This window comes from Thiosocius teredinicola (genome assembly GCF_002009425.1).
Classification (GTDB): domain Bacteria; phylum Pseudomonadota; class Gammaproteobacteria; order Chromatiales; family Chromatiaceae; genus Thiosocius; species Thiosocius teredinicola.
The window spans coordinates 4107974-4133655 of sequence record NZ_CP019936.1 but is presented as its reverse complement, the minus strand read 5'-3'; the positions used below and the strand labels follow the sequence as shown (position 1 = coordinate 4133655).

General features: G+C 59.8%; 22 protein-coding genes. 16 read left to right on the top strand and 6 right to left on the bottom strand.

All coding sequences use genetic code 11. The features are described 5' to 3' along the window. Nucleotides 1-135: 135 nt before the first annotated feature. On the bottom strand, nt 136-822 hold the full coding sequence (locus B1781_RS19585; RefSeq protein ID WP_334223796.1) for a GntR family transcriptional regulator: 687 nt from the start codon (nt 820-822) through the stop codon (nt 136-138). A gap of 156 nt (nt 823-978) precedes the next feature. Between B1781_RS19585 and dctP the strand changes: the two genes are divergently transcribed. From dctP to B1781_RS19550, 7 genes are all read left to right on the top strand, one after another. Then, entirely contained in the window at nt 979-1971 is a 993-nt protein-coding gene (dctP, locus tag B1781_RS19580) for a TRAP transporter substrate-binding protein DctP (protein ID WP_078121265.1), read from the top strand. Nucleotides 1972-2044: 73 nt separating this feature from the next. Further along, complete coding sequence (locus B1781_RS19575; RefSeq protein ID WP_078121264.1) at nt 2045-2602, top strand: TRAP transporter small permease; 558 nt, start codon at nt 2045-2047, stop codon at nt 2600-2602. Beyond that, nucleotides 2602-3921, top strand: coding sequence for a TRAP transporter large permease (locus B1781_RS19570; protein ID WP_078121263.1), 1320 nt, complete (start codon nt 2602-2604; stop codon nt 3919-3921). Before B1781_RS19575 ends, B1781_RS19570 begins: the two co-directional genes overlap by 1 nt. 38 nt (nt 3922-3959) lie before the next feature. Further along, nucleotides 3960-5342 (top strand): malonyl-CoA decarboxylase domain-containing protein, encoded by a 1383-nt coding sequence (locus tag B1781_RS19565; RefSeq protein ID WP_078121262.1) that lies wholly within the window; start codon nt 3960-3962, stop codon nt 5340-5342. Further along, nucleotides 5342-6130, top strand: coding sequence for a sulfite exporter TauE/SafE family protein (locus B1781_RS19560; protein ID WP_078121261.1), 789 nt, complete (start codon nt 5342-5344; stop codon nt 6128-6130). The genes B1781_RS19565 and B1781_RS19560 overlap by 1 nt, the downstream gene beginning before the upstream one ends. 14 nt (nt 6131-6144) lie before the next feature. Further along, nucleotides 6145-7662, top strand: a complete 1518-nt coding sequence (locus tag B1781_RS19555; RefSeq protein WP_078121260.1) for a malonate--CoA ligase — start codon at nt 6145-6147, stop codon at nt 7660-7662. A gap of 196 nt (nt 7663-7858) precedes the next feature. Then, nucleotides 7859-8605 (top strand): hypothetical protein, encoded by a 747-nt coding sequence (locus B1781_RS19550; RefSeq protein ID WP_125932187.1) that lies wholly within the window; start codon nt 7859-7861, stop codon nt 8603-8605. Nucleotides 8606-8645: 40 nt separating this feature from the next. Here the strand turns inward: B1781_RS19550 and B1781_RS19545 are convergent, their stop codons facing one another. The 5 genes from B1781_RS19545 to B1781_RS19525 all read right to left on the bottom strand — a co-directional run bounded on the left by B1781_RS19545 (nt 8646) and on the right by B1781_RS19525 (nt 15340). Then, nucleotides 8646-9128, bottom strand: coding sequence for a hypothetical protein (locus B1781_RS19545; protein ID WP_078121258.1), 483 nt, complete (start codon nt 9126-9128; stop codon nt 8646-8648). A 103-nt stretch (nt 9129-9231) separates the two neighbouring features. Then, complete coding sequence (locus tag B1781_RS19540) at nt 9232-10746, bottom strand: SpoVR family protein (protein ID WP_078121257.1); 1515 nt, start codon at nt 10744-10746, stop codon at nt 9232-9234. After that, nucleotides 10743-12011 carry a YeaH/YhbH family protein gene (locus B1781_RS19535; protein ID WP_078121256.1) on the bottom strand — a complete coding sequence of 423 codons (1269 nt, stop codon included), beginning with the start codon at nt 12009-12011 and terminating at the stop codon, nt 10743-10745. The genes B1781_RS19540 and B1781_RS19535 overlap by 4 nt, the downstream gene beginning before the upstream one ends. 72 nt (nt 12012-12083) lie before the next feature. Further along, the gene (locus B1781_RS19530; RefSeq protein ID WP_078121255.1) at nt 12084-14003 is read right to left on the bottom strand and encodes a PrkA family serine protein kinase; all 1920 of its coding nucleotides are present in this window, start codon (nt 14001-14003) and stop codon (nt 12084-12086) included. A gap of 557 nt (nt 14004-14560) precedes the next feature. After that, nucleotides 14561-15340: a DeoR/GlpR family DNA-binding transcription regulator gene (locus B1781_RS19525; protein ID WP_078121254.1), complete on the bottom strand. Its 780-nt coding sequence runs from the start codon at nt 15338-15340 to the stop codon at nt 14561-14563. 325 nt (nt 15341-15665) lie between these two features. Between B1781_RS19525 and glpD the strand changes: the two genes are divergently transcribed. The 9 genes from glpD (at nt 15666) to B1781_RS19480 (ending at nt 25602) form a co-directional block, all read left to right on the top strand. After that, on the top strand, nt 15666-17201 hold the full coding sequence (gene glpD / locus B1781_RS19520) for a glycerol-3-phosphate dehydrogenase (RefSeq protein WP_078121253.1): 1536 nt from the start codon (nt 15666-15668) through the stop codon (nt 17199-17201). A 12-nt stretch (nt 17202-17213) separates the two neighbouring features. Then, nucleotides 17214-18305, top strand: a complete 1092-nt coding sequence (locus B1781_RS19515; RefSeq protein ID WP_078121252.1) for an ABC transporter ATP-binding protein — start codon at nt 17214-17216, stop codon at nt 18303-18305. An 11-nt stretch (nt 18306-18316) separates the two neighbouring features. After that, nucleotides 18317-19411: an ABC transporter ATP-binding protein gene (locus tag B1781_RS19510; protein WP_078121251.1), complete on the top strand. Its 1095-nt coding sequence runs from the start codon at nt 18317-18319 to the stop codon at nt 19409-19411. Then, the gene (locus B1781_RS19505) at nt 19411-20277 is read left to right on the top strand and encodes a carbohydrate ABC transporter permease (RefSeq protein WP_334223795.1); all 867 of its coding nucleotides are present in this window, start codon (nt 19411-19413) and stop codon (nt 20275-20277) included. The genes B1781_RS19510 and B1781_RS19505 overlap by 1 nt, the downstream gene beginning before the upstream one ends. 2 nt (nt 20278-20279) lie before the next feature. Further along, nucleotides 20280-21152, top strand: coding sequence for a carbohydrate ABC transporter permease (locus B1781_RS19500; RefSeq protein WP_456300668.1), 873 nt, complete (start codon nt 20280-20282; stop codon nt 21150-21152). An 11-nt stretch (nt 21153-21163) separates the two neighbouring features. Continuing rightward, the gene (locus B1781_RS19495; protein ID WP_334223794.1) at nt 21164-21448 is read left to right on the top strand and encodes a DUF2160 domain-containing protein; all 285 of its coding nucleotides are present in this window, start codon (nt 21164-21166) and stop codon (nt 21446-21448) included. Nucleotides 21449-21532: 84 nt separating this feature from the next. After that, nucleotides 21533-23251 carry an ABC transporter substrate-binding protein gene (locus tag B1781_RS19490; protein ID WP_078121249.1) on the top strand — a complete coding sequence of 573 codons (1719 nt, stop codon included), beginning with the start codon at nt 21533-21535 and terminating at the stop codon, nt 23249-23251. A gap of 95 nt (nt 23252-23346) precedes the next feature. Continuing rightward, entirely contained in the window at nt 23347-24846 is a 1500-nt protein-coding gene (gene glpK, locus B1781_RS19485) for a glycerol kinase GlpK (RefSeq protein WP_334224000.1), read from the top strand. A 45-nt stretch (nt 24847-24891) separates the two neighbouring features. Beyond that, nucleotides 24892-25602 carry a HugZ family pyridoxamine 5'-phosphate oxidase gene (locus tag B1781_RS19480; protein WP_078121247.1) on the top strand — a complete coding sequence of 237 codons (711 nt, stop codon included), beginning with the start codon at nt 24892-24894 and terminating at the stop codon, nt 25600-25602. The last annotated feature ends 80 nt before the right edge of the window (nt 25603-25682 follow it).

Here is a 25682-nt window from a genome sequence, read left to right as displayed (position 1 = left end):
GCCAAGTCACGCGTGAAATCCCGGCATCATACCGGTCGTGCGCGGGTGATTCAGCTTTGGCGGCGCTTTTCGTCAGCACGTGGCCGGCGCACAAAGACCGTCAATGGTCGCTTGCTCTGTGATGGCGATGCGGCTTCAGCTGTGGTCGATCGTCGCAACGAAGTCGGTGAAGCGCTCACCCTGGATACGGACATGATCCTTGATGTGCGACTCGGCAGCCTGTTCGTCTCCATTGACGATCGCCGCGACGATCAGCCGATGTTCTTCCAGCGAGGTACTCGCCCGGTTGCGCACCCTGAGCTGCAGTCGTCGATACGGTTTGAGGCGGGTCTGAAGTTGACGCGTCTGCTGGGCGAGAAACTGGTTGTGGCTCGCGCGGTAGATGCAATCGTGGAACTGTTGGTTGATGTAGTAATAGCCGTCGAGGTCGCCCTGTTCTTTGGCCTGCGCACAGTCGTCGAGCAATGACTGCAGTTCAGCGCTTTCCTCTTCGGTGATTCGGCGTGCTGCGAGCCGTGCACACATGCCTTCGAGCTCGGCCATGACTTCGAACATCTCGACCAGCTGCGGCAATCCGACACTGGCGACGAAGGTGCCGCGGTTGGGGACGGTCTCGACCAGTCCGGAGCCGACCAGGTATTTGAAGGCCTCACGAATCGGTGTGCGCGACACGTTGAAGCGTTCAGCCAGCGCGGCTTCATCGAGCCGGTCACCCGGTTTAACCACTCCGTTGACGATCTCTTCTTCCAGTACGTCCCGCAGCTTCGATGCCTGCGAGGTACTGTTTTTAGCATTTGTCTTGGCATCTAAGACGGCAGCCACCGCGGTATCCCACCTTGTCGTTATTGAAGTTGATTTCACACCGTCTGAGGAAACAATAGCATACGTTGTTGACAAAACAATATGCTGCGCTAGGGTTAGTTGCATGCAATAAAAGCCAAGATTGCATACAAAAAGAAATCAGGAGGAGAGTTACTCATGGGCAAATCCGTTTTCAACGCGGGGCTGTTGTGCTGTGCGTCGTTTTTGTGGGCAGGCAGTGTCGCCGCCGACACCGAGCTGAAGGTTTCGCATCAGTGGTCGACGTCCGACGTGCGCCACAAGGTCGCACAGATGGTGGCCGACGAAGTCGCGGCGGCCAATGTCGGCCTGCAACTCAAGATCTATCCATCGAAATCCCTGTTCAAGCCGAAAGAACAGTATCGACCGCTGACTCGCGGGCGTCTCGATATGACCGTGGTGCCGTTGGCCTACGCGGCCGGCCAGCAACCTGCGTATAACCTGACCTTGATGCCGGGCCTGGTGAAGAACCATGACCATGCGGCGCGCCTGGTCAAATCGCCATTCATGCAAGAGCTTGAAAAGATCATGGCGAAAGACGACGTGATGGTTCTCGTGCATGGCTATCTCGCCGGCGGATTCGGCGGTAAGGAAAAGTGCATCACCAAGCCGTCCGACGTCGAGGGTCTGAGCATTCGCGCCGCCGGCAAATCGTTCGAACAGATGATGGCGGCTGCGGGTGCCTCGATCACCTCGATGCCGTCGTCCGAGATCTACAGCGCGATGCAGACAGGTGTTCTCGACGCCGCCAACACCTCGTCGTCGAGCTTCGTCTCCTATCGCCTGTATGAGCAGATCAAGTGCTACACGCCGGCCGGCGATGTGGCGTTGTGGTTCATGTATCAACCGATGCTGATCAATAAGACAACATTCGAAAACCTCACCAAAGAGCAACAGAGTGCTCTGCTCGCCGGTGCCGAGAAAGCGCAGGCCTTCTACCTCGCCGAAGCCAAGAAAGCCGACGAAGCGTCCGCCGCGAAGTTCAAAGAGGCCGGCGTCGAAGTCGTGCAGATGACGGAAGACGACTTCAATGCCTGGCGTGAGATCGCCAAGGCGTCCTCCTACAAGAAGTTCGTCGACGAAACCGAAGGTGGGCAGGCACTGCTCGATATGGCGTTGTCGGTCGAATAACACCGCCGTGGTGCGCCGGCTATCCAGTGCGATGGCCGGCGCCTGAGCTTAGCGACAGTACCGGAGGTTTGTGATGGATCGGCAAGGACGGTCCGCCACGCGACGATGCCAGCAGGCCATCGTTACCAGTGTGGCGGCGGTTTCCAGACTGTGCGGCGTGATCGCTGCACTGATGATCCTGGTGTCGGTGGTGATTACCTGCGAGATGATCTGGGTGCGTTTCGTGCTCGAGGAATCGACGATCTGGCAGACCGAGGCGGTTACCTACCTGATGATCTCGGCGACCCTGATCGGTCTGCCGTATGTGCAGTTGTTGCGTGGTCACGTCAATGTCGACCTTGTGCCGATGATGTTGCCGCCGGCGTGGAGCAAGGCACTCGCGGTGCTGGTGTTGATATTGAGCATCTGCGTCATTGCGATCATGGCGTACTACGGTTTCGAGTTGTTTCATGTCGCGCTCGAGCGCGGCTGGCGATCGGAGAGCGTGTGGGGCGTCAAGCTGTGGATTCCGTACCTGGCGTTGCCGGTGGGGCTGGGGCTGTTCGTGTTGCAGATGCTGGCCGACCTTGTCGCATCGTGGCGTTGTGATGAGCCCGTGCTGCAGCACGGCGATTTGGAAAAGGATTACTGATGGAGCCGTTGACGCTCGGCGCCCTGGTCGCGGTGGTGACGATCCTGGTGTTGTTTTCCGGTGTATCGGTGGCGGTCGGGTTGCTGATCGTTGCGACCGGCTTTCTGCTGGTATTCGATGGGCCGGCTTCGTTCGAGCTGTTGCCTGAACTGTTCTTCGGCAAGCTCGACAATTTTGCGCTGTTGTCGATCCCGATGTTCGTCATCATGGGGGCATCGATATCATCGACGCGGGCAGGCGCGGATTTGTACGAGGCGTTGGAGCGCTGGATGACGCGTGTGCCCGGCGGGCTCGTGGTATCCAACCTCGGTGCCTGCGCCCTGTTCTCGGCGATGTCTGGCTCTTCGCCGGCAACCTGCGCTGCAATCGGCAAAATGGGCATCCCCGAGATGCGCAAGCGTGGCTACCCCGATGGTGTGGCCGCCGGATCGATCGCCGCCGGGGGCACGCTCGGCATTCTCATCCCGCCGTCGGTCACGATGATCGTCTATGGCATCGCTACCGAGACATCGATCGGCCGATTGTTTCTTGCTGGCGTGCTACCGGGGCTGCTGCTGGTGGGGCTGTTCATGCTGTGGTCGATCTATAGCACCTGGCGACAGGGCGGTGGCGACACCGCGCTCGGCGCTACCCGCTACAGCTGGAAACAGAAGATCGAAGTGCTGCCACGGGTGATCCCGTTTCTGCTGATCATCCTCGGCGTGCTGTATGCGCTGTATGGCGGTGTGGCCACACCTTCCGAAACGGCGGCGGTAGGCGCCTTGTTGTGCGTTCTGGCGGCGGTGTTCATCTATCGTCTGTTCCGCTTCAACGCCTTGTGGGCGGTATTGCGTGATTCGACGCGTGAAAGCGTGATGATCCTGTTCATCATCGGCGCCGCCGGGGTGTTCGCCTTCATGCTGTCCAATCTGTTCATCACCCAGGCGATTGCCGAATGGATTGCAGAGCTCGACGTCAACCGCTGGGTATTGATGGGGGCGATCAATCTCTTCTTGCTGGTCGCCGGTTTCTTTCTGCCGCCCGTCGCGGTGATCCTGATGGCCGCACCGATCCTGTTTCCGATCGTGGTGTCTGCAGGTTTCGACCCCTATTGGTTCGCCGTGGTGCTGACGATCAACATGGAGATCGGATTGATCACCCCGCCGGTTGGCCTGAATCTGTACGTGATCAACGGCATCGCGCCGGACATCCCGTTGAAGACGATCCTGCTGGGTTCGATGCCGTTCGTGCTGTGCATGGTGCTGTCGATCGTGATTCTGTCGGTGTTTCCGTCGATCGCGACTTGGTTGCCGGATACCTTGATGGGGCCTGCCCAATGATGGCGTCGTTCGAGTTTTGTCAGAATAGGTAAGCGATCATGCCGGGTATCAAGTGGCTGGAGCGCATTACCAATACCGTCGCCGACCGCGGTCGCGAGTTGCTCGGCCTGCGCGACGACGAAGCGAAAAACTCGTTGTCCGATCTTTGTCGTCGCTTGATCGCCGGACGTGGCGAGGCATCAAATATCGCCTTGGCGCGCGAGATTCTGCGGCTGTTTGAGAATACCGACAAAGACGGCAAGGACGAATTCTTCGCCACGCTTGCCGCGCAGTTCGGTCCCGATCCGCAGGGTATCAGCGAGGCATCGGCCGCCTTTGATCGAGATAAGCCGGCTACGCTGGCGCGGCTGATCGAGGCGGTTGAGCCGCCTCGCCAGGAGTTGTTTCGGCGTCTCAACATGGCGCCGCATGGTACCGCCAGCCTGGTGGCCATGCGTTCTGAACTGCTGGACCGGTTGCGTGCGAATCCCGAACTGAGCAGCGTCGATGCCGATCTTAAGCACCTGCTCGCATCCTGGTTCAACCGCGGTTTTCTACGCCTGCAGCGCATCGATTGGCACAGTCCCGCCGCATTGCTCGAAAAGATCATGCAGTACGAATCGGTGCATTCCATCGACGGCTGGCGTGATCTGCGGCGTCGCCTGGCCGACGACCGGCGTTGCTTCGGCTTCTTCCATCCCGCGTTGCCGGATGAGCCACTGATCTTCGTCGAGGTCGCGCTAACCGGCGAGGTCACCGCCGAGATCGGTTCCTTGATCGACCCCGAGGCGCAACTGACGGATCCCTATGCCGCCGACACGGCGATGTTTTACTCGATCAACAACGCGCTACGCGGACTACGCGGTATCAGCTTCGGCAACTTCCTGTTGAAGCAGGTACTCAGTGACCTGGGCGACGAACTGCCGCAGCTGAAACGGTTCGTTACGCTGTCGCCGATGCCGCGTTTCGCCGAACGGCTGAACATGTTGCTGGCAGGTGACATCGAAGACTGGCCGCGTGAACGACTCGATCCCTTGTTGGAGGATTTCGAACCGGCGTTGGCCGAGCACAGCAACCAGGCCTCGCCAAGCGCTGCGGTATTTGAACTGTTGCAGAACTTCGACCAGCACGCCGCCGCACTGGCCGGGCCTTTGGCGCGTCTTGCTTTGTTGTATATCAGCGCGATGAAGCGTTCGCCCGGGGTTTGCTGCGATCCGGTCGCGGCGTTTCATCTGGCCAATGGCGCGGTTCTCGAACGCATCAATGTCGGCGCCGACAAGTCGGTGAAGGGCATGACGCAGTCGTACGGCGTCATGGTCAATTACCTGTATGACCCGGAACAGGTGGTGGCCAACCACGAGGCCTTCGTACAGGAAGGGCGTATCGCAATGTCGCGCGCACTCAAACGCGAACATGAAAAACATATCGTGGGAAAACGCTGATGGACCTGCCCATGCTGCTGGGTGCCGGCGCAGTTGCTGGCACGCTGGCCGGTCTGCTCGGTATTGGCGGCGGAGTGATCATCGTACCGATCGTTACCCTGTTGTTCGAGCGGCAGGGCATTCCGGCAAACCTGGCGATCAAAATGGCCGTGGGCACCTCCTTGGCGACGATTGTCGTCACGGCGATATCGAGTATCTATACCCATCATCGCAAGGGGGCTGTGGACTGGGGGCTGTTCAAGATCATGGGGCCGAGTGTGTTCGTCGGCTCGCTGGTCGGCGCATGGTTGGCCGACCTGATACCGGGCGAGATTATGTACATCGCCTTTGTCGTGTTTCTTTTCGCTGTCTCGGTGCAGATGGCGATGAGCCGGGTAGCGGCGCACCGGCCCCTACCTTCAACGCCCGGCCTGGCATCGGTCTCCACGTTCGTCGGGATCTCCTCGGCCTTGATGGGGATCGGCGGCGGGGCGATGCATGTGCCGTTCCTCAGCTACTGCGGCATACCGGTGAAACGCGCGATCGCTACCGCTGCCGCGGTCGGCTTGCCACTATCGGCAAGTGCGACGGCGGGTTTCATTATTGGTGGGCTCGACGAGCAAGGCATGCCGGCAGGCAGCCTGGGTTACGTGAACCTGCCGGTGTTCGGCGGCGTCGTCGGGGCCAGCCTGTTGTTTGCGCCGCTCGGCGCGACGCTCGCGCACAAGCTGCCGGATCTGTTGCTTCGGCGTTTGTTTTCCGTCTTCCTTTTTCTATTGGCCACCCGTATGGCTTTCAATCTTTTCTGAAGGATCTCTGAGCGATGAACGACGCGAATCTGTACCGCCTATTCGCAGCCCATTTTCCGACCGAGCCGGACGCTGTTTTTCTCGAGACCGACAGCAACCGGCGGTTGCTGTACGCCGAGGTGCCGCGCCAAACCGCGCTGATTCAGGGTTTGCTGCAGTCGTTCGGTGTGCAGAAGGGCGACCGTGTCGTTGTTCAGGTAGAAAAGTCGATCGAGGCGGTGCTGCTGTATCTTGCCTGCCTGCGCGCCGGTGCCATCTATATACCGCTCAACACCGCGTACACGGCCAACGAGGTGGATTACTTTCTAAAAGACGCCACGCCGCGCGTGTTTGTGTGTGCGCCACAACGTAAGGCGCAGCTCGAGCCGGTGGCCGCCGCGGCCGGCGTACACGCCGTGTTGACGCTCGACGCGGACGGTGGAGGCGAGCTGCGGGCCGCCCTTGAGACTGCAACAGCGATCGATGAGACCGTGCCGGTGGCACCCGAGGACCTGGCGGCCATCTTGTACACCTCCGGAACCACCGGCCGTTCGAAAGGTGCGATGCTCAGTCACGCCAACCTGGCCTCGAATGCGCAGGTGTTACATGACTATTGGCATTGGCAGCAGGCGGATGTGCTGCTGCATGCCTTGCCGATCTTTCATGTGCACGGTCTGTTCGTCGCGCTGCATTGCGCGCTGCTTGGCGGTTCCCGGGTAATTTTTCTGCCCAGGTTCGATGCCGATGCGATGATCGCCCGGCTGCCGGAATCCACGGTCATGATGGGGGTGCCGACCTTTTACACGCGGCTGTTGGATCGCGCCGACTTCAATGCCGGGTTGTGTAGCAACATGCGCCTGTTCATTTCCGGTTCCGCCCCGCTGCGCGCCGAGACACACCGCGAGTTCGAACAGCGAACCGGGCATCGCATACTGGAGCGCTACGGCATGACCGAGGCCGGCATGATCACGTCGAACCCTTACGACGGTGAACGGATTGCCGGCACCGTCGGCTATCCCTTGCCCGGCGTGAAGGCGCGTGTGGCCGATGAGCAGGGAAAGGAGTTGCCGCGAGGCGAGGCCGGCGTGCTGGAGATCAGCGGTCCCAATGTGTTCAGTGGCTACTGGCAGATGCCGGAAAAAACCGCCGAGGAGTTTCGCGACGATGGTTGGTTCATCACCGGGGACGTGGCGGAGATGGCGGAGGACGAGCGCGTAACGATCGTCGGGCGGGCCAAGGATCTCATCATATCGGGCGGATTCAATGTCTATCCCAAAGAGATCGAGTCACAGATCGATGAGCTGCCGGGTGTGAAGGAGTCGGCAGTGATCGGTGTGCCACATCCGGATTTCGGTGAAGGCGTGACCGCGATTGTGGTGCCCGAGGGCGACAGCGGGGTCGACGAACAGACCGTGGTCGATGCGCTGCGTGACCGGCTCGCGCGCTTCAAGCAGCCCAAGCGCGTATATGTCGTCGACGAACTGCCGCGCAATACGATGGGCAAGGTGCAGAAGAACGTCCTGCGCGAAAAGTACAAAGATACCTTCTCTTAACCCCGGCCCGCTCGTCGGGCGTCAATCCAGCCTGGTTCGGTGCACCCGGTTTCCCGCCGGTACGTGCGTCATACCTAAAATATTCCGAGTTCGAACCGATGATAATGACGGTTGATTTCATCGTAGCCGGTTGACTTCGATAGGTGGTTGAAACATGACGCGAGTTAAGGCCTTTGGCATTCATCTGGTCACCAGTGTGCTGGTGTTCGCCGTCGTCTCTGGTCTGTTGATTTTCGTCTGGTACCCCGCACCGCTGTTTGAGTTGGAAGGCGGATGGCAGGGCCTGCAATTGGTCGCGCTTGTCGATATCGTGCTTGGCCCGGCGCTGACGCTGATCGTGTTCAAGCCGGGCAAGCCTGGGCTGAAACTCGATATGACGTTGATTGCGCTGTTCCAGTCCGCTGCATTGGGCTATGGCATGTGGAACCTGTACGTCGCCCGGCCGGTTGTGCTGGTGCATGCCTATGATCATATCCAACCATTGACCCGGGTGGTCTTGGACGAGTGGGACCCCAGTGGAAAAGTGCTCGAACGCTGGGAGAGTACGACGCCTCAGGTCGTGCACGTTGACCTGCCCGATGACCCGGTTGAGTTCGGCAAAGAGCTGACGGCGGCATCCGAAATTCCGGGCGAGTTGCATGGTCTGTTCGACCGCTATCAGGCTTTGGACGAAGGTTGGCGACAGATGCAGCAGGACGCCACCAGGATTGAGCCATACGTAGCTCATAATCCCGCCTGGCAGCAAGCCTACGACGCTTTGTTGCACAAGCTGGACCGACCGGCGGGCGAACTCGTCTTCATCGCGTATATCGGGCGTAAGGATCGGGCGTTTCTTGTTTTCGACGGAAGCAGCAGGCAGATCCTCGATGTGCTGAAGATCCCCTTCGACGTGGCGTTGGTTCGGCCGTTAGTGCCGCGTATGAAGCGCGTTGTCACGCCGTGAATTTTTGGTGCATGTAAGTCGATTGGCGTAGCCGGTTGGACTAGCGCCGCGGAGGTTGCCGGTCGGCGGTTGGCGGTGTGGCGAATAACAGCATCAGGCCGAGCAGCAGGAACACGCTGCTGCCCATCACCGGATACCAGAAGCCGTTCCACGGCAGTGTGTGGCTGACTTCGTTGCGCGTCGGGTCGTCGGCCATATAGGTCACATCGATCTCGCGGCCGACTATCGGTTTGACTTTGAAGCTCCCGCCGACGAGATCATCGATTTGGTAGTAGGTCAGCCGGGTGGACGTCTCGAATGGGCCCTGGGGCGTATCAAACCGCGCAATCAAACGATAGGCGCCGACCGAAGTCGGCAGGTCGGACGCCAGGTTGTACCTGGACCGGCTAATAGACTCGGCGCCATCGGGAGCGGCTGCGACGATCCGCCCGGTGGTGCGTTCTCCCAACAGGCTGAGAACCAGGTGGTGCCTTGCGCCATAGATCATGGCGCCGAAGATCAGCAGCCCGAAGATGATGGACAAGACGGCGAGGGACTTACGTATCACGCCGACGAATTCGCTGGGGTGGGGAGCTTAACGTTCGGCGGCGTGTCTGCCGCATGCCGCCGTGATCCGCCGCGCACCGTCAGACCTTGCATTCACCCATCAATTCGGCGTGACCGTGTTCGTCGATACTTTCGATGCGCACGTCGTAGCCCCACAGTCGGGCGATGTGGCGCAGCATCTCGGGGGTGCTCTCACCCAGCGGACGGCGGTTGTGCATGTCGTGGCGCAGCGTCAGCGAGCGATCGCCGTAGACGTCGACATTCCACACCTGGATGTTCGGTTCGCGGTTGCCGAGGTTGTATTGGTCGGCCAGCATCTGGCGAATCTGGCGGTAGCCGGCATCGTCGTGGATCGCGCTGATCTCGAGCTTGTCGTCATGATCGTCGTCGACCACGGTAAACAGCTTCAGCTCGCGAATCAGTCGTGGTGACAGATACTGTGCGATGAAGCTCTCATCCTTGAAGTTGCGCATCGCAAAATCCAGTGTCTCGAGCCAGTTCGAGCCGGCGATCTCCGGGAACCAGCGGCGGTCTTCATCGGTGGGTTCTTCACAGATGCGCCGGATATCACGAAACATGTTGAAGCCGAGCGCATAAGGGTTGATCCCGCTGTACATCCGGCTGAAGTAAGGCGGTTGAAACACGACGTTGGTATGCGACTGCAGAAACTCCATCATGAAGCCGTCGGTCAGCTTGCCTTCTTCATACAGGTGATTGAGCAGGGTGTAGTGCCAGAAGGTTGCCCAGCCCTCGTTCATGACCTGCGTCTGGCGTTGCGGATAGAAATACTGCGCAATCTTACGCACGATGCGCACGATCTCGCGCTGCCAGGGTTCCAGCCGAGGTGCGTTCTTCTCGATGAAGTACAGCAGGTTTTCCTGCGGATCGGGTGGGAAGCGATTTTCCTTGCGCTTCTTGGCGGTCGCCTCTTTCGGCGGCAGGGTGCGCCACAAGTCGTTGACCTGCGACTGCAGGTAATCGGCGCGCTCGCGCTGTAGTGCCTTTTCCTTGGCCATCGACAGCTTGGCGGGTCGCTTGTAGCGATCGACACCGTGATTCATCAAGGCATGGCACGAGTCGAGGATGTTTTCTACCGCCTCTTCGCCGTAGCGTTCTTCGCACTCGGCAACATAGTTGCGGGCGAACACCAGGTAGTCGAGGATGCCCTCGGCGTCGGTCCAGGTACGGAACAGGTAGTTGCCCTTGAAGAATGAGTTGTGACCGTAGCTGGCGTGCGCAATGACCAGCGCCTGCATGGTCATCGTGTTCTCTTCCATCAGGTAGGCGATGCACGGGCTGGAGTTGATCACGATCTCGTAGGCCAAGCCCATCTGGCCGCGCTTGTAGTGCTTTTGCGTCGACATGAACTGCTTGCCGAACGACCAGTGGCTGTAGCCGACCGGCATACCGACCGACGAATAGGCGTCGATCATCTGCTCCGACGTGATCACTTCGATCTGGTTCGGATAGGTGTCCAGGCCGTAGTGCTGTGCGACGCGGGCGATCTCCCGGTCGTAGGTTTCGAGCAGCTCGAAGGTCCATTCCGAACCCTCGGAGATCGGTTGACGGGTATCGGCTTTGATTGCTTCGGTCACGCCGCCGCCTCCTTCTTGCGGAACAGTTTACGGAACACCGGATAGATGTCCTCGAGGTTGAGGATGCGCTGCATCGCGAAGTGACGATACATGCCCTTTACCGTTTCATATTCGTGCCACAGGGTTTGCGGATGCTCAGCCTTGATCTCGACATAGGCATAGTACTGCACCAGGGGCAGGATGCCGTTGACCAGTATCTCGCGGCAGCGTGGCGAGTCTTCGGCCCAGTTGTCGCCATCGGATGCCTGCGCTGCGTAAATGTTCCATTGGCCCGACGGATAACGTTCGGTCACGATTTCGTGCATCAGGTCGAGCGCGCTGGACACCACGGTGCCGCCGGTTTCGCGCGAGGTGAAGAAGTCGTCTTCATCGACCTCCTTGGCCACCGTGTGGTGACGAATGAACACCACGTCGATGCGCTCGTAGCTGCGTGTCAGGAACAGGTAGAGCAGCATGAAGAAGCGCTTGGCGATGTTCTTGCGTTCTTCGTCCATCGAGCCGGAGACGTCCATCAGGCAGAACATGACGGCCTGACTGGTCGGTTGCGGCTTGTCGACACGGTTGGCGTAGCGCAGATCCCAGGTGTCGATGAAAGGGACCGCCGCGATGCGCGCATTGAGTCGGTTGATCTCTTCGCGCAGCAGTTCGGCGTCTTCGCTGTCGCCTTTGCCCTCGGCCTCGAGTTTCGCCAATGCCTCTTCGGCCTCGCGCAGCGCGCGCCGCGGGCCGGCCCCCATCGCGAGCCGTCGGCCGATGGCCTGTTTCATCGAGCGCACCACGTGCAGGCTGGACGGGTTGCCGTCACTGGTGAAGCCGGCGCGCACGCGCTTGATCTCTGGGGTGGCGGTAAGCTGCTTCTTGACCAGGTCGGGCAGGGCGAGGTCTTCGAAGAAGTAGTTGAGGAACTCGTCTTTGCTTAATTCAAAGACGAACTCGTCCATGCCTTCGCCGTCGGGCGATCCGCCACCGCCGCCCTGGCCGCCACCGCCTTGCGGGCGGTCGATGCGGTCGCCTTTGACGAACTCACGGTTGCCGGGGCTGACGACGTCGCGCCGCCCGCCTTCGCCGTGATGGAATATCGGTTCGTTGAGGTCTTTCGACGGAATGGATATTTCTTCACCGCGTTCGAGATCGGACACCCCACGCTCGGATACCGCTTCGCCCACGGCCTTGCGGATCTGCGCCTTGAACCGCCGCAGGAATCGCTGCCGATTCACTGCGCTGCGGTTCTTGCCTGAAAGTCGGCGGTCTATCAACTGACTCACGATCTCACAACCTTCTCCCCAACGGGAGAAACTGATTGAGGCCGTGCATGGGGTTCGCGCCCATGCCTTGCCTCAGGATGCCTTTCTGGCTCGCAGGTACCACTCGGCCAGCAGGCGCACCTGCTTGTCGGTATAGCCTTTGGCAACCATGCGCTCGACGAACTCCTGGTGCTTCTTCTGTTCCTCGCTCGACGCCTTGGCATTGAACGAGATCACCGGCAGCAGATCCTCAGTGCTCGAGAACATGCGCTTCTCGATCACGGTACGCAGTTTTTCGTAGCTGGTCCATGTCGGGTTCTTGCCGTGGTTTTGCGCGCGCGCACGCAACACGAAGTTGACCACCTCGTGGCGGAAGTCCTTCGGGTTGGCGATACCTGCCGGTTTCTCGATCTTTTCCAGTTCCGCGTTCAGCTGGGCGCGATCGAGTATCTCGCCGGTGTCCGGATCGCGGAACTCCTGGTCCTGGATCCACATATCGGCATAGGTCACGTAGCGGTCGAAGATGTTCTGCCCATACTCCGAGTAGGATTCCAGATACGCGGTCTGCAGTTCTTTTTCGATGAACTCGGCATAACGCGGTGCCAGGTACTCTTTCAGATAGGTGATGTAGCGCTGTTCCATTTCGGGCGGGAACTGTTCCTGTTCGATCTGCTGCTCGAGGACGTACAGCAGGTGCACCGAGTTGGCTGCGACCTCGGTGTGATCGAAGTTGAACACCCGCGACAGGATCTTGAACGCGAAGCGGGTCGAGATGCCGTTCATGCCTTCGTCGACGCCGGCGTAGTCGCGATACTCCTGGAAAGACTTGGCCTTCGGATCGGTGTCTTTTAGATTTTCGCCGTCGTAGATCCGCATCTTCGAGAACACGCTCGAATTTTCCGGTTCCTTGAGGCGCGTCAGTACAGAGAACTGCGCCAGCATCTGCAGCGTGCCCGGGGCGCAGGGCGCCTCGGACAGCGAGCTGTTATGCAGCAGCTTGTCGTAGATCTTCACCTCGTCGGACACGCGCAGGCAGTAGGGCACCTTGACGATGTAGATACGATCGAGGAAGGCCTCGTTGTTCTTGTTGTTGCGGAACGCCTGCCACTCGCTCTCGTTGCTGTGTGCCAGCACGATGCCGTCGAAGGGTATCGCACCGAAGCCCTCCGTACCCTTGTAGTTGCCTTCCTGGGTTGCGGTAAGCAGCGGATGCAGCACCTTGATCGGTGCCTTGAACATTTCCACAAATTCCATCAGGCCCTGGTTGGCCAGGCACAGGCCGCCGGAGTAGCTATAGGCGTCCGGGTCGTCCTGCGAATAACTTTCGAGCTTACGGATGTCGACTTTGCCGACCAGCGACGAGATGTCCTGGTTGTTCTCGTCGCCCGGTTCCGTCTTGGACACGCCGACCTGGCCGAGCACCGACGGCCAGCGTTTGACGACCTTGAACTGGGTGATGTCGCCGTTGTACTCGTGCAGCCGCTTGACCGCCCAGGGCGACAGCGCCTTGTTCAGGTAGCGGCGCGGAATGCCGTATTCCTGCTCGAGTATGTCGCCGTCTTCTTCTGCTGAGAACAGGGCCAAGGGCGAGTCGTTTACCGGAGAGCCCTGGATGGCATAGAAGGGCGCGCGTTCCATCAGGTGCTTGAGCTTTTCAGCGAGCGATGATTTACCGCCGCCGACCGGTCCGAGCAGATAAAGTATCTGTTTCTTTTCTTCCAAACCCTGCGCGGCGTGCCGGAAGTAAGACACGATCTGTTCGATCGTCTCTTCCATGCCGTAAAAGTCTTTGAACGCCGGATAGATCTTGATGACCTTGTTGGAGAAGATGCGCGACAGGCGGGCGTCTTCCCTGGTATCGACCAGTTGCGGATCGCCGATCGCATCGAGCATGCGCTCAGCGGCCGAGGCATAGGCCATGTGGTCTTCTTTACAGATGTTCAGGTATTCCTCGAGAGAGTACTCCTCTTCCTCTCTGCGGTAGCGATCGATGTAGTGGTTAAACAGACTCATATTGCATCCCTCTTGATCAATGCGCTGAACATGCCTAGGCAGCTACGAGGCAATGCTTGTGCCAACAAGTGTCACTGCCTCCGTTTTTCTATACGACAGCAAGGCGCCAACTTGGTGCCGTCGTCTATTTTCTTTTTCTTCGTAAGACGAACCTCTCCGCCGTCCAGCACTGTAATGGAGCGCAAACGCGCGGCTGGGCGGTGTAAAAGATCGGTTCGCCATCATGTTGGTGCAGCATCCCTTGCCGCCGACGGTCGATTCCTGTGAGCGCTGGGCCCTTTGCATAAGCGTAGTCCGTGACGTGCAGTCCGTGGCTGCAAAATGCGTATGAGTGGTCAAAAAATTGGCTCGTATAGCTTGCGTTGCGCGCACTGGTGTCAGCAATCGGGTCACCAACCGAACGGGGATTTGTCGGCTTGAACAGAACAGACGACAGACGTGTCGTTAACAGCCGTCGTGTCGTGCAGCGAGTAGCTTTTTGCCGGTCTCGGGCGTTGTTCTGCTGCGAACGGTCGCCAAGTGTCGAGGCGGCGACTGCAAAAGGCAGTGAACGCCGATCAGGTCATGCTTCGAACGGCCTGCGCTTCGTGCACGATGACGTTGTTCTGTTCGCAGACCTGTGCGAGCTCCGGTGATGTCAGCCGATCCGTGAAGAAATCCGAAACCTGCGAAATGTGACCAATGCGAACCGGCGCTGAGCGCTCCAGTTTCGATTTATCGGCCACCAGGTAGCGATGCCGGGCGTTGTCCAGAATCGCCTGTGCGACCCGCACCTCGCGATAGTCGAAGTCGAGCAAAGAGCCGTCGGCATCCAGGGCCGAGGCACCGATGACCGCGTAATCGACTTTGAACTGGTTGACGAAGCCGACCGTCGCTTCGCCGATGATGCCGCGATCCGCTCGTCGCAGTACGCCACCGGCGATAATCACCTCGCAGGTCGGGTTGTTGATTAAGGTATTGGCAACATTGAGGTTGTTGGTGATCACCAGCAGGTCGCGGTGATGCAGCAGGGCGCGCGCCACGGCCTCGGTCGTCGTCCCCAGGTTGATGAACAGCGAGGTGCTGTTGGGAATCTGTTCGGCACACATCTGGCCGATCAGCCCTTTTTCCTCGGCCGCCAGGATCTGGCGTTGCTCGTACCCCAGGTTGGTTACACCGGAGGCGATCACCGCGCCGCCGTGCACCCGGGTCAGAATCTTGCGCTCGCACAGTTCGTTGAGATCCTTGCGGATGGTCTGCGGCGTCACATCGAACTGGGCGACCAGTTCATCCACGGTGACGCGACCGTTGCGTCGGGCGATTTCGGTGATTTCCTGTTGTCGAAACGAAAGCAGCATTCGAAAAATTGCCGAATCAGCGCATGAATTCGAAACATTATGACGAACTGCGCGGGTTTTGCACTGGCTTCAGGCGTATTTAATGCCTTATCCACCCCCTTTAGCGTCCTTTGGTGTTCGTTTATTCGAACGTACGAAACATCTAATAGCAAGTTAAAACAATTAGTTATCTAGATTGTGTTTCGTTTATCGCGCTATTTCGAAAAAAACCGAAGATATTAATTGACAAAACGAACCTATTCGCCAAAATCGCCAACAGGCAGCGCTCTCTTTCGGGGCATTTTCGGGCCTCTTCGACCTCTTTCGGCGCACGAGAACCAAGCGAATGGCGGACCAGACGATCTACGACATTGCCATCATCGGCGGCGGCGTAAACGGTTGCGGTATTGCGCGCGATGCCGCGGGGCGTGGCCTGAAGGTTTACCTGGCAGAACAAGGTGACTTGGCGCAAGGGACCTCATCGGCCAGCACGAAGCTGATCCACGGTGGATTGCGTTACCTCGAGTATTACGAGTTCCGCCTGGTGCGCGAGGCCTTGATCGAGCGCGAGGTGCTGTTGCGCGCTGCGCCGCACATTATCTGGCCGATGCGCTTTGTGTTGCCGCATCACGCGGGACTGCGATCGGCGTGGTTCCTTCGCCTTGGGTTATTCCTGTACGACCACCTCGGTGGCCGCAAGTTGTTGCCGGGCACACGCACCATCGATCTGCGTACCGATGCTGCCGGTGGGCCGTTGGTCGAACGCTTTGTCAAAGGTTTCGAATATTCCGATTGCTGGGTCGACGACGCCCGGTTGGTCGTACTGAACGCCATGGATGCGGCGCATAAAGGCGCGAGTATCAACCCGCGTCACCGGGTCACCGGTGCTGAGCGTGAAGGGGATCTGTGGCGTATCCGCGTTCAAGACGGTACGGAAAAGCAGGTGCTCGCCCGCGCGCTGGTCAATGCCGCCGGCCCCTGGGTGGAACAGGTGGCGGGTACCACCGGTGTGGCGGCAGAAGAGTCGCACAAACCGGCCGTGCGGCTGGTGCGCGGCAGCCATATCGTGGTGCCGCGCATGTTCGAACATGCGCGCGCCTACATCTTTCAGAACAAGGACGGCCGGATCTTCTTCGCCATACCCTACGAAACGGATTTCACCCTGATTGGAACGACCGACGTCGATCACACCGATGGCCTCGATGCGGTGCACGCCACCGACAGCGAAATCGATTACCTGTGCGACGCATCGAGCGAGTACTTCCGCCAGCCGGTCAAGCGTGAAGACGTGCTCTGGACCTATTCGGGGGTGCGTCCGCTCTACGACGATGGTGCCTCGGCTGCACACCAGGCAACTCGCGACTATGTTTTGAAGATCGAAAAAAGCGAAGGCGAAGCACCGTTGCTGAATGTCTACGGCGGCAAGATCACGACATTTCGGCGTCTGGCAGATGCCGTCCTGCAAAAGCTCGCACAACATATCGATGTGCCGGAATCGGACTGGACCCGCCATGCCGCGTTGCCGGGAGGCGACTTTCCGGTGGCGCAACGCGCCGAGTTGTTCGACCAATGGCGACGGCGTTTCGGCTTCGTGCCGTCGTCAACGATGGAGCGCCTGTTGCGCAGCTACGGTACCCGCATCAATGCCGTGCTGGCGGATGCCGAGAATCTCGAGGCGTTGGGTGAGGACTTCGGCGCCGGCCTGTATGAATGCGAGGTTCGTTACCTGATGCGGTACGAGTGGGCGCAGCAGGCCGACGATCTGCTGTGGCGGCGCAGCAAACTGGGCCTGCGTTTGGACGACGGACAAAAAGAACGGCTGGCGAAATGGATGCAGGCGCATCATGCCGAACATATCACCAACAAGAATGCCGCTGCCTGAGCCGGGGTACCGATGACATTAAGGCTGGAAAACATCGCCAAGGTCGTAGATGCGCAACAACACATCTACCCGACCGACCTGACGCTCGAGACCGGTACCTTGAACGTCTTGTTGGGGCCGACGCTGTCCGGCAAGACGACCCTGATGCGATTGATGGCTGGCCTCGACAAGCCGACAGCGGGGCGCGTTTTGTGGGATGACGTCGATGTTACCTCCCGGCCGGTACAACGGCGTAACGTCGCCATGGTGTACCAGCAGTTCATCAACTACCCGTCGATGTCGGTATACGAAAACATCGCGTCACCGCTGCGGCTGCAGAAGCACGACAAGGCCACTATCGACCGCAAGGTGAAGGAGGTCGCCGAGTTGATGAAGCTCGAGCCGTTGTTGCAGCGTGGGCCGCTCGAACTGTCGGGTGGCCAGCAACAGCGCTGCGCGCTGGCGCGTGCCTTGGTGAAAGATGCCGGTCTGGTGCTGCTGGATGAGCCGCTGGCGAACCTCGACTACAAGCTGCGCGAGGAATTGCGCGCCGAGATCCCGCGATTCTTTCGCGATTCCGGTGCCGTGTTTGTCTACGCGACGACCGAGCCGAGCGAGGCATTGCTGCTCGGTGGCAACACGGCCGCGTTGTGGGAAGGTTCGGTGCGCCAGTTCGGCGCAACACTCGATGTCTATCGCAGCCCGGTCGACGCCACGACTGCCAGCGTGTTTTCCGATCCGCCGATGAACTTCGTGACCGTCGCCAAGGTCGGCGGCAAGCTGATGTTCGGCGAAGGCCAGTCCACGGCGGCGGCCGGCGACCTGAGCGCGTTGCCGGACGGGCGCTACAAGGCCGGTTTTCGCCCGAACCACTTGAGCCTTCGCCGTCAGACGGACAACGCGCTGATGTTCAAGGCGCGGGTGACGGTGACCGAGATCACCGGCTCCGAAACATTCGTGCACCTGCAGCACGGCGAAGATGATCCGTGGGTAGCGCTCGAACACGGTGTGCATGAGCCGCCGATAGGTGACCTCATAGAGGCGTACGTCGACTCGGCAAACATCTATTTCTTCGACGAACAAGAAAGGCTTGTGGCGGCAGCAGCGGCCACCCGGGCGGCGTGAGGTAGACGACAATGGCACAGATCCACCTGCAAGGCCTGGCGCACAGCTATCACTCCAACCCCCAAGGGCCTCAGGATTATGCGCTCAAGCGTATCGATCATGTCTGGGAAGACGGCAAGGCTTACGCATTGCTCGGCCCGTCCGGCTGCGGCAAGACGACGCTGCTGAATATCATTTCCGGATTGCTGCAGCCGAGCGAAGGCGGCGTGCTGTTCGACGACCGGGATGTCACCGCTCTGCCGACCGAGCAACGGCATATCGCCCAGGTATTTCAGTTCCCCGTGATCTACGACACGATGTCGGTTTTCGATAATCTGGCCTTCCCCTTGCGCAATCGCGGCCACGACAAGGACACGATTCGTGAACGGGTTACCCGCATCGCCGAGATGCTCGAACTTACGCCGCTGCTGAAGAAGAAGGCGCGTGGGTTGACCGCCGACCTCAAGCAGACCATATCGCTCGGCCGTGGGCTGGTGCGGGAACATGTCGCCGCGATCCTGTTCGACGAGCCGCTGACCGTGATCGATCCGCACCTGAAATGGAAGCTGCGCATGCAGCTGAAGCGCCTGCATCGCCAGTTCGGCCATACCATGATCTATGTCACGCACGATCAGACCGAGGCGCTGAGCTTCGCCGACCAGGTCGTCGTCATGTACGAAGGCGATGTGGTGCAGATGGGTACGCCGCAGGAGTTGTTCGAGCGCCCGGCACATACCTTTGTCGGCTACTTCATCGGCAGTCCGGGTATGAACGTGTTGAGTGCGACGATCGAGGGGAACAGCGCCTACGTCGACGGGTGCACGATACCGTTGGCCCGCGGTTATCACGCCGTGCGTGGCGACAAGGTCGAGATCGGCATCCGTCCCGAGTTCGCCCGGCTGCTGCGCAAGGAAGACGCCGGTGACGACTGCCTGCCGGTGACGATCCGTCGCATCGAGGACGTCGGGCGCTACAAGATCGCGCGCACCGAGTTCTTCGGTCGCGAGCTCAACGTGATCATCCCTGAGGGTGTGGGTATCAGCGACGGCGCCAATCGGCTCGTGTTCGACCGGCAGCGCATCAATGTCTACGCCGACGGCTGGCTGGTCGAGGGAGAGGCCGCCTGATGAAGACCTGGAACAACAAGGCCTGGTTTCTCGTCGTGCCGGTGGTGGTCCTGGTGGCGTTCAGCGCCGTCATTCCATTGATGACGGTCGTCAACTACTCGGTGCAGGACACCTTCGGCAACAACCAATTCTTCTGGGTCGGTCTCGAATGGTTCAACGAGATCGTCAATTCGCCGCGCTTCCAGGATGCGCTCGGCCGGCAGTTTTTGTTTACTGCATTAATTCTGCTGATTGAGATGCCGCTGGGTGTCTATATCGCGCTGCACATGCCGAGTAAAGGCTGGGGCCGGCCGGTGTCGCTGGTGCTGATGTCGTTGCCGCTACTGATTCCATGGAACGTCGTCGGCACGATCTGGCAGATCTTCGGTCGCTCCGATATCGGTCTGCTCGGTCACACGCTGAGTGTACTGGGCGTCGACTATAACTACGCACAGAATCCGTTCGATGCCTGGGCGACGATTATCGTGATGGACGTGTGGCACTGGACCTCGCTGGTCGCGTTACTTGCCTATGCGGGCCTGCAGTCGATACCCCAGGCGTATTACCAAGCTGCACGTATCGATGGCGCCAGCCGTTGGGCCGTTTTCCGTTACATCCAGTTGCCCAAGATGCGCAGCGTGTTGTTGATCGCCTTTCTGCTGCGCTTTATGGACAGTTTCATGATCTACACCGAGCCGTTCGTCGTTACCGGCGGTGGTCCCGGCAACTCGACGACGCTGTTGTCGATCGATCTGGTCAAGCTGGCGGTCGGTCAGTTCGACCTGGGGCAGGCGGCGGCGTTCTCGCTGGTGTACTTCTTGATCATTCTGTTGCTGAGTTGGGTGTTCTACACCGTCATGACCAACGTCGATAAGCAGGGAGGTTGAGCGTGTCTGCACAGGATACAGTGACGATAGGCAACGCACCCAAGCCCAAGGCGTCGAGCGGTGCGCGCAGCCTTGGCATTTCGCGTTCGGCAGCGGTGATGACGGTCTATCTCACCTTTCTGCTGTTGCCGATCTATTGGCTGGTGATGATGAGCCTCAAGACCAACGACGAGATCACCTCGCGTTTCACCTTGTGGCCGGATCAGCTCACGTTTGCCAACTATGTAACCATCTTCACCGACCCGAGCTGGTATTCCGGTTACATCAACTCAATCACCTACGTCGTCATGAACACCGTGATCTCGGTGTCGGTCGCGCTGCCGGCTGCCTACGCGTTTTCTCGCTACCGCTTCCTCGGCGACAAGCATCTGTTCTTTTGGCTGCTGACCAACCGCATGGCGCCGCCGGCGGTATTTGCCTTGCCGTTCTTCCAGCTTTACAGCTCTATTGGATTGTTCGATACGCACATCGCGGTGGCGTTGGCGCACTGCTTGTTCAACGTACCCCTGGCTGTCTGGATACTGGAAGGCTTTATGTCCGGCGTGCCGAAAGAGATCGACGAAACGGCGTACATCGATGGCTACAGCTTCCCACGGTTCTTCATCAAGATCTTCACGCCGCTGATTGCATCGGGTATCGGCGTGGCCGCGTTTTTCTGCTTCATGTTCTCGTGGGTCGAGTTGTTGCTTGCACGTACGTTGACCTCGGTGGCGGCGAAACCTATCGCAGCGACCATGACGCGCACCGTGTCGGCCTCGGGTATGGATTGGGGCGTGTTGGCGGCGGCCGGCGTGTTGACCATCATTCCGGGCGCGCTGGTGATCTGGTTCGTGCGCAACTATATCGCCAAGGGCTTCGCCCTCGGCCGCGTGTAAGGAGAATGGCGGTGGAGTTCGATCTGAGCTGGATGGCGTGGACGTGGCAGACCGCCGTGTTTTTCGGCGCGATTGCCTCGGCCCTGGTTGTCATGACGGTGTGGACCTCGCTGCGTCCGCCGGTGCCGCGGGTAGGCGTATTGCGCATCGAGACCACGCCGGGCGACAGGCTGTTCATTTCGTTGCTCGGCAGTGCGTTCATCTGCCTGGGTGCCTTGTACTACTTCGGCCCGCCACTTTGGTGGGCACTCGGCGCATGCCTTGTGTATGCGCTGGCTGTGTTTCGCTGGGTCTGAAAGGAAGCGAGCCCTTCGAATAACCGTGTCCGGGCCGAACGACAGCAATAAAGCCCGGAATCGAACAACTGGAGGAGAGTGGAGATGAGAAAGAACCGGATAACGGCAATAGCCGCAGCGTTGACGATGGTGCTCGGCGGCGCATCGTCACCGGCCTTCGCTGACGAAGCGGCGGCGCAGCGCTGGGTCAATGATGAATTCCAGCCATCGACCCTGTCGAAGACTGACCAGATGAAAGAGATGGACTGGTTCATCAAAGCGGCAGCGCCTTTCAAGGGTATGGAGATAAATGTGGTCTCCGAAACCATCACGACCCACGAGTACGAGGCCAAGACCCTGGCCAAGGCGTTCTACGAGATCACCGGCATCAAGGTGAATCACGACCTGATCGGTGAAGGCGACGTGGTCGAGAAGCTGCAGACGCAGATGCAGTCGGGCAAGAACATCTATGACGCCTATATCAACGACTCGGACCTGATCGGTACCCATTGGCGCTATCAACAGGTCCGCAACCTGACCGACTGGATGGCGGGCGAGGGCAAAGACGTCACCAACCCGACGCTGGATGTCGACGACTTCATCGGCAAGAGTTTCACCACTGGCCCGGATGGCAAGTTGTATCAGCTTCCCGATCAGCAGTTCGCGAACCTGTACTGGTTCCGCTACGACTGGTTTACCGATCCGGCTATCAAGTCGAAGTTCAAGGCCAAGTACGGCTACGAACTGGGCGTGCCGGTGAACTGGTCTGCGTACCAGGATATCGCCGAGTTCTTCACCAACGACATCAAGGAGATCAACGGCGAGCGCGTCTACGGTCACATGGACTACGGCAAGAAAGACCCGTCGCTCGGTTGGCGTTTCACCGATGCCTGGCTGTCGATGGCCGGAGCGGGCGATAAGGGTGAACCGAACGGCCTGCCGGTCGACGAGTGGGGCATCCGTGTCGATGAAAACAGTCGCCCGACCGGTTCCTGCGTGGCGCGCGGCGGTGCCACCAACGGGCCAGCAGCCGTCTATTCGGTAGAGAAGTACGTCGACTGGCTGAAGAACTATGCACCGCCGAATGCGGCCGGCATGGTGTTCTCCGAGGCCGGTCCGGTGCCGGCGCAGGGCAATATCGCGCAGCAGATCTTCTGGTACACCGCCTTTACCGCCGACATGGTCAAGGACGGTATCCCGGTGGTGAACGCCGACGGCTCACCGAAGTGGCGTATGGCACCGTCGCCGCACGGGGCTTACTGGGAAGAGGGTCAAAAGCTCGGCTACCAGGATGCCGGCTCATGGACGCTGATGAAATCCACCCCGGTCGAACGCGCCAAGGCGGCCTGGTTGTACGCCCAGTTCGTTGTCTCGAAGACGGTTTCGTTGAAGAAGTCGCATGTCGGTCTGACCTTCATTCGCGAGTCGGATATCAACGACCAGAGCTTCACCGACCGCGCACCCAAGCTCGGCGGGCTGATCGAGTTCTACCGCTCGCCGGCGCGTGTGCAGTGGTCGCCGACCGGTACCAACGTGCCCGACTACCCGAAGTTGGCGCAACTGTGGTGGCAGAACATCGGCGATGCCTCGTCAGGTGCCAAGACCGCCCAGGAGGCGATGGATGCGCTGTGTAAGGCACAAGAGCGTGTACTGTCGCGCCTAGAGCGTGCCGGTGTGCAGGGTGACATCGGGCCGAAACTCAACGAAGAGAAAGACCCGGAGTACTGGTTGTCGCAACCCGGTTCACCGAAGGCCAAGCTGGCCAATGAGAAACCGCAACCGATCACCGTCGACTACGATGAGCTGATCAAGTCCTGGCAGTAAGTCGGGGCAGCTTGGACAGTGCCGGTGCAAGGCCGGCACTGTCTTACGATTTATAAAATTCAGATGCTGATCGGCGTGCGCCAACCGGAGATTGCCTGATGTCCAGCCATATCATCGCCATCGACCAGGGAACCACCTCCACACGATCGATCGTGTTCGACAACAAGCTGCGTCGGGTCGGTGTATCGCAACAGGAGTTTGCCCAGCATTTTCCGCAGTCCGGCTGGGTCGAGCACGATCCGGACGATATCTGGCGCACCGCCGAGCAGACCGTGCGCGGCGCACTGGCCGATGCATCCAAGGTCGCGAGCGACGTTGCGGCCATCGGCATCACCAATCAGCGCGAGACCATCGTGATTTGGGATCGCGAAAGCGGCAGGCCGGTGCATCGCGCCATTGTCTGGCAGGATCGGCGGACTGCCGACAGATGCGCCGCGTTGCTGGCGCAGGGATGCGAGGAACTCGTCCGGCACAAGACGGGCCTGGTGATCGACCCTTATTTCAGTGCCACCAAGATTGCCTGGATGCTGGACAACATCGACGGCCTCAGAACCAGCGCCGAAGCCGGCAGGTTGGCGTTCGGCACCATCGATACCTGGTTGATCTGGAACCTGACCGGCGGCAAGGTGCATGCGACGGACGCCAGCAATGCGGCGCGCACCCTGCTGTTCGATATCCATGCACGCCAGTGGGACGACGAACTGCTCGACTTGTTCGGCGTGCCGCGCGCGATGCTGCCCGAGGTATTGGATTGCGCGGCCGAGTTCGGTACCACCGATCCGGCATTGTTCGGTGCGGCGATCCCGATCCGCGGCGTGGCCGGCGATCAACAGGCGGCGCTGATCGGCCAGGCCTGTTTCGAGCCGGGCATGATCAAGTCGACCTACGGCACCGGCTGCTTCGCGGTGCTGAACACCGGCAGCGAGCCGGTTGTGTCGAACAACCGGCTGTTGACCACGATCGGCTATCAACTCAACGGCAAGCCGACCTACGCGCTCGAAGGCTCGATATTCATCGCCGGCGCGGCGGTGCAGTGGTTGCGCGACGGCCTGAAGATCATCACCCATGCGGGCGACACCCAGGCCATGGCACAGAAGGCGGATCAGGGTCATCACGTGTATTTGGTGCCCGCGTTTGTCGGTCTGGGTGCGCCGCACTGGGACGCCGAGGCGCGTGGGGCGATCTTCGGTCTGACGCGCAACTCGGGTCCGGCCGAACTGGCGCGCGCCGCCCTCGAAAGCGTCGGCTACCAAACGCGTGACCTGCTCGAGGCGATGCGTAAAGACTGGCCGCAGGCCGACACCAAGGTGCTGCGGGTCGATGGTGGGATGACGGCGTCGGACTGGACCATGCAATTCCTGTCGGACATCCTCGGCGTACCGGTCGACCGGCCGAAGATGCTCGAAACCACGGCGTTGGGCGCGGCCTACCTTGCCGGCCTGCAGAGCGATCTCTATCCGCAGCCCGAGCAGTTTGCCGCGATGTGGCAGCTCGACCGACAGTTTCAGCCTTCGATGCCGGAGGAAAGACGTGAGCGCCTCTATACCGGCTGGCTCGACGCCTTGCAGCGCACATTGACGCACCAGGCCACCTAAACAGGTTTTGGCTGCGTTTGTCAGCGTGCGTCGCTGTCGGTTCTAATGCAGCGCATGCAAAGCGGTGATGAACAGGCGCAAGCGGCGCACCAACTACTGGCCGGCACCTATCGTGCCGTGCTGTCGACCCATTCGCTCGATCTCGAGGGTTACCCTTTCGGCTCGGTCGTGCCCTATGCCTGCGGTCGCGACGGCCTGCCGCTGCTGTTACTTAGTCATCTGTCGCAACACACGAAAAACCTCGTTGCCGATGCGCGTTGTGGTTTTACCGTGGTGGAACATGGCGACGGTGATGTGCAGCAGTTCGCTCGCCTGAGCGGTCTCGGGCGCGTCGTCCCTTGTGAAGAGAGCGGCGATGCCGGGCGCTATTTTGCGTACTTCCCGCAATCACGCATGTACTTCGAAGAACTGAACTTTCACTTCTTTCGGTTCGTCCCCGAACGCTTCCATTGGAATGGTGGATTTGCGACTGCGCGTTGGTTCTCGCCGGATCGGATCGTGCGCACTAATCCGTTCGATGCCGCAACCGAGCAACGCATCTGCAGCCACATGAACGAAGATCATGCCGATGCCCTGCGTGGCTACCTCGGTGCCCGGCTCGCGGCGGATGCCGAGGCTGTTGTGATGTGTGGTATCGATAGTGAAGGCATGGACCTGCGCAGCGGCGATAGGCTGTTTCGCGTGCCGTTCGAGCGATCCATCGCGGATGCGAAAGACGCCAGGGAAATACTGGTCGAGATGGCCGGCGGGCACTAAGCGCCGTTTCCAGCTGCGGCGGTTGTCTGCGGCTTGCATTCCGAACAACGCTATCTACATTGCATAATGCTGCGTTATCG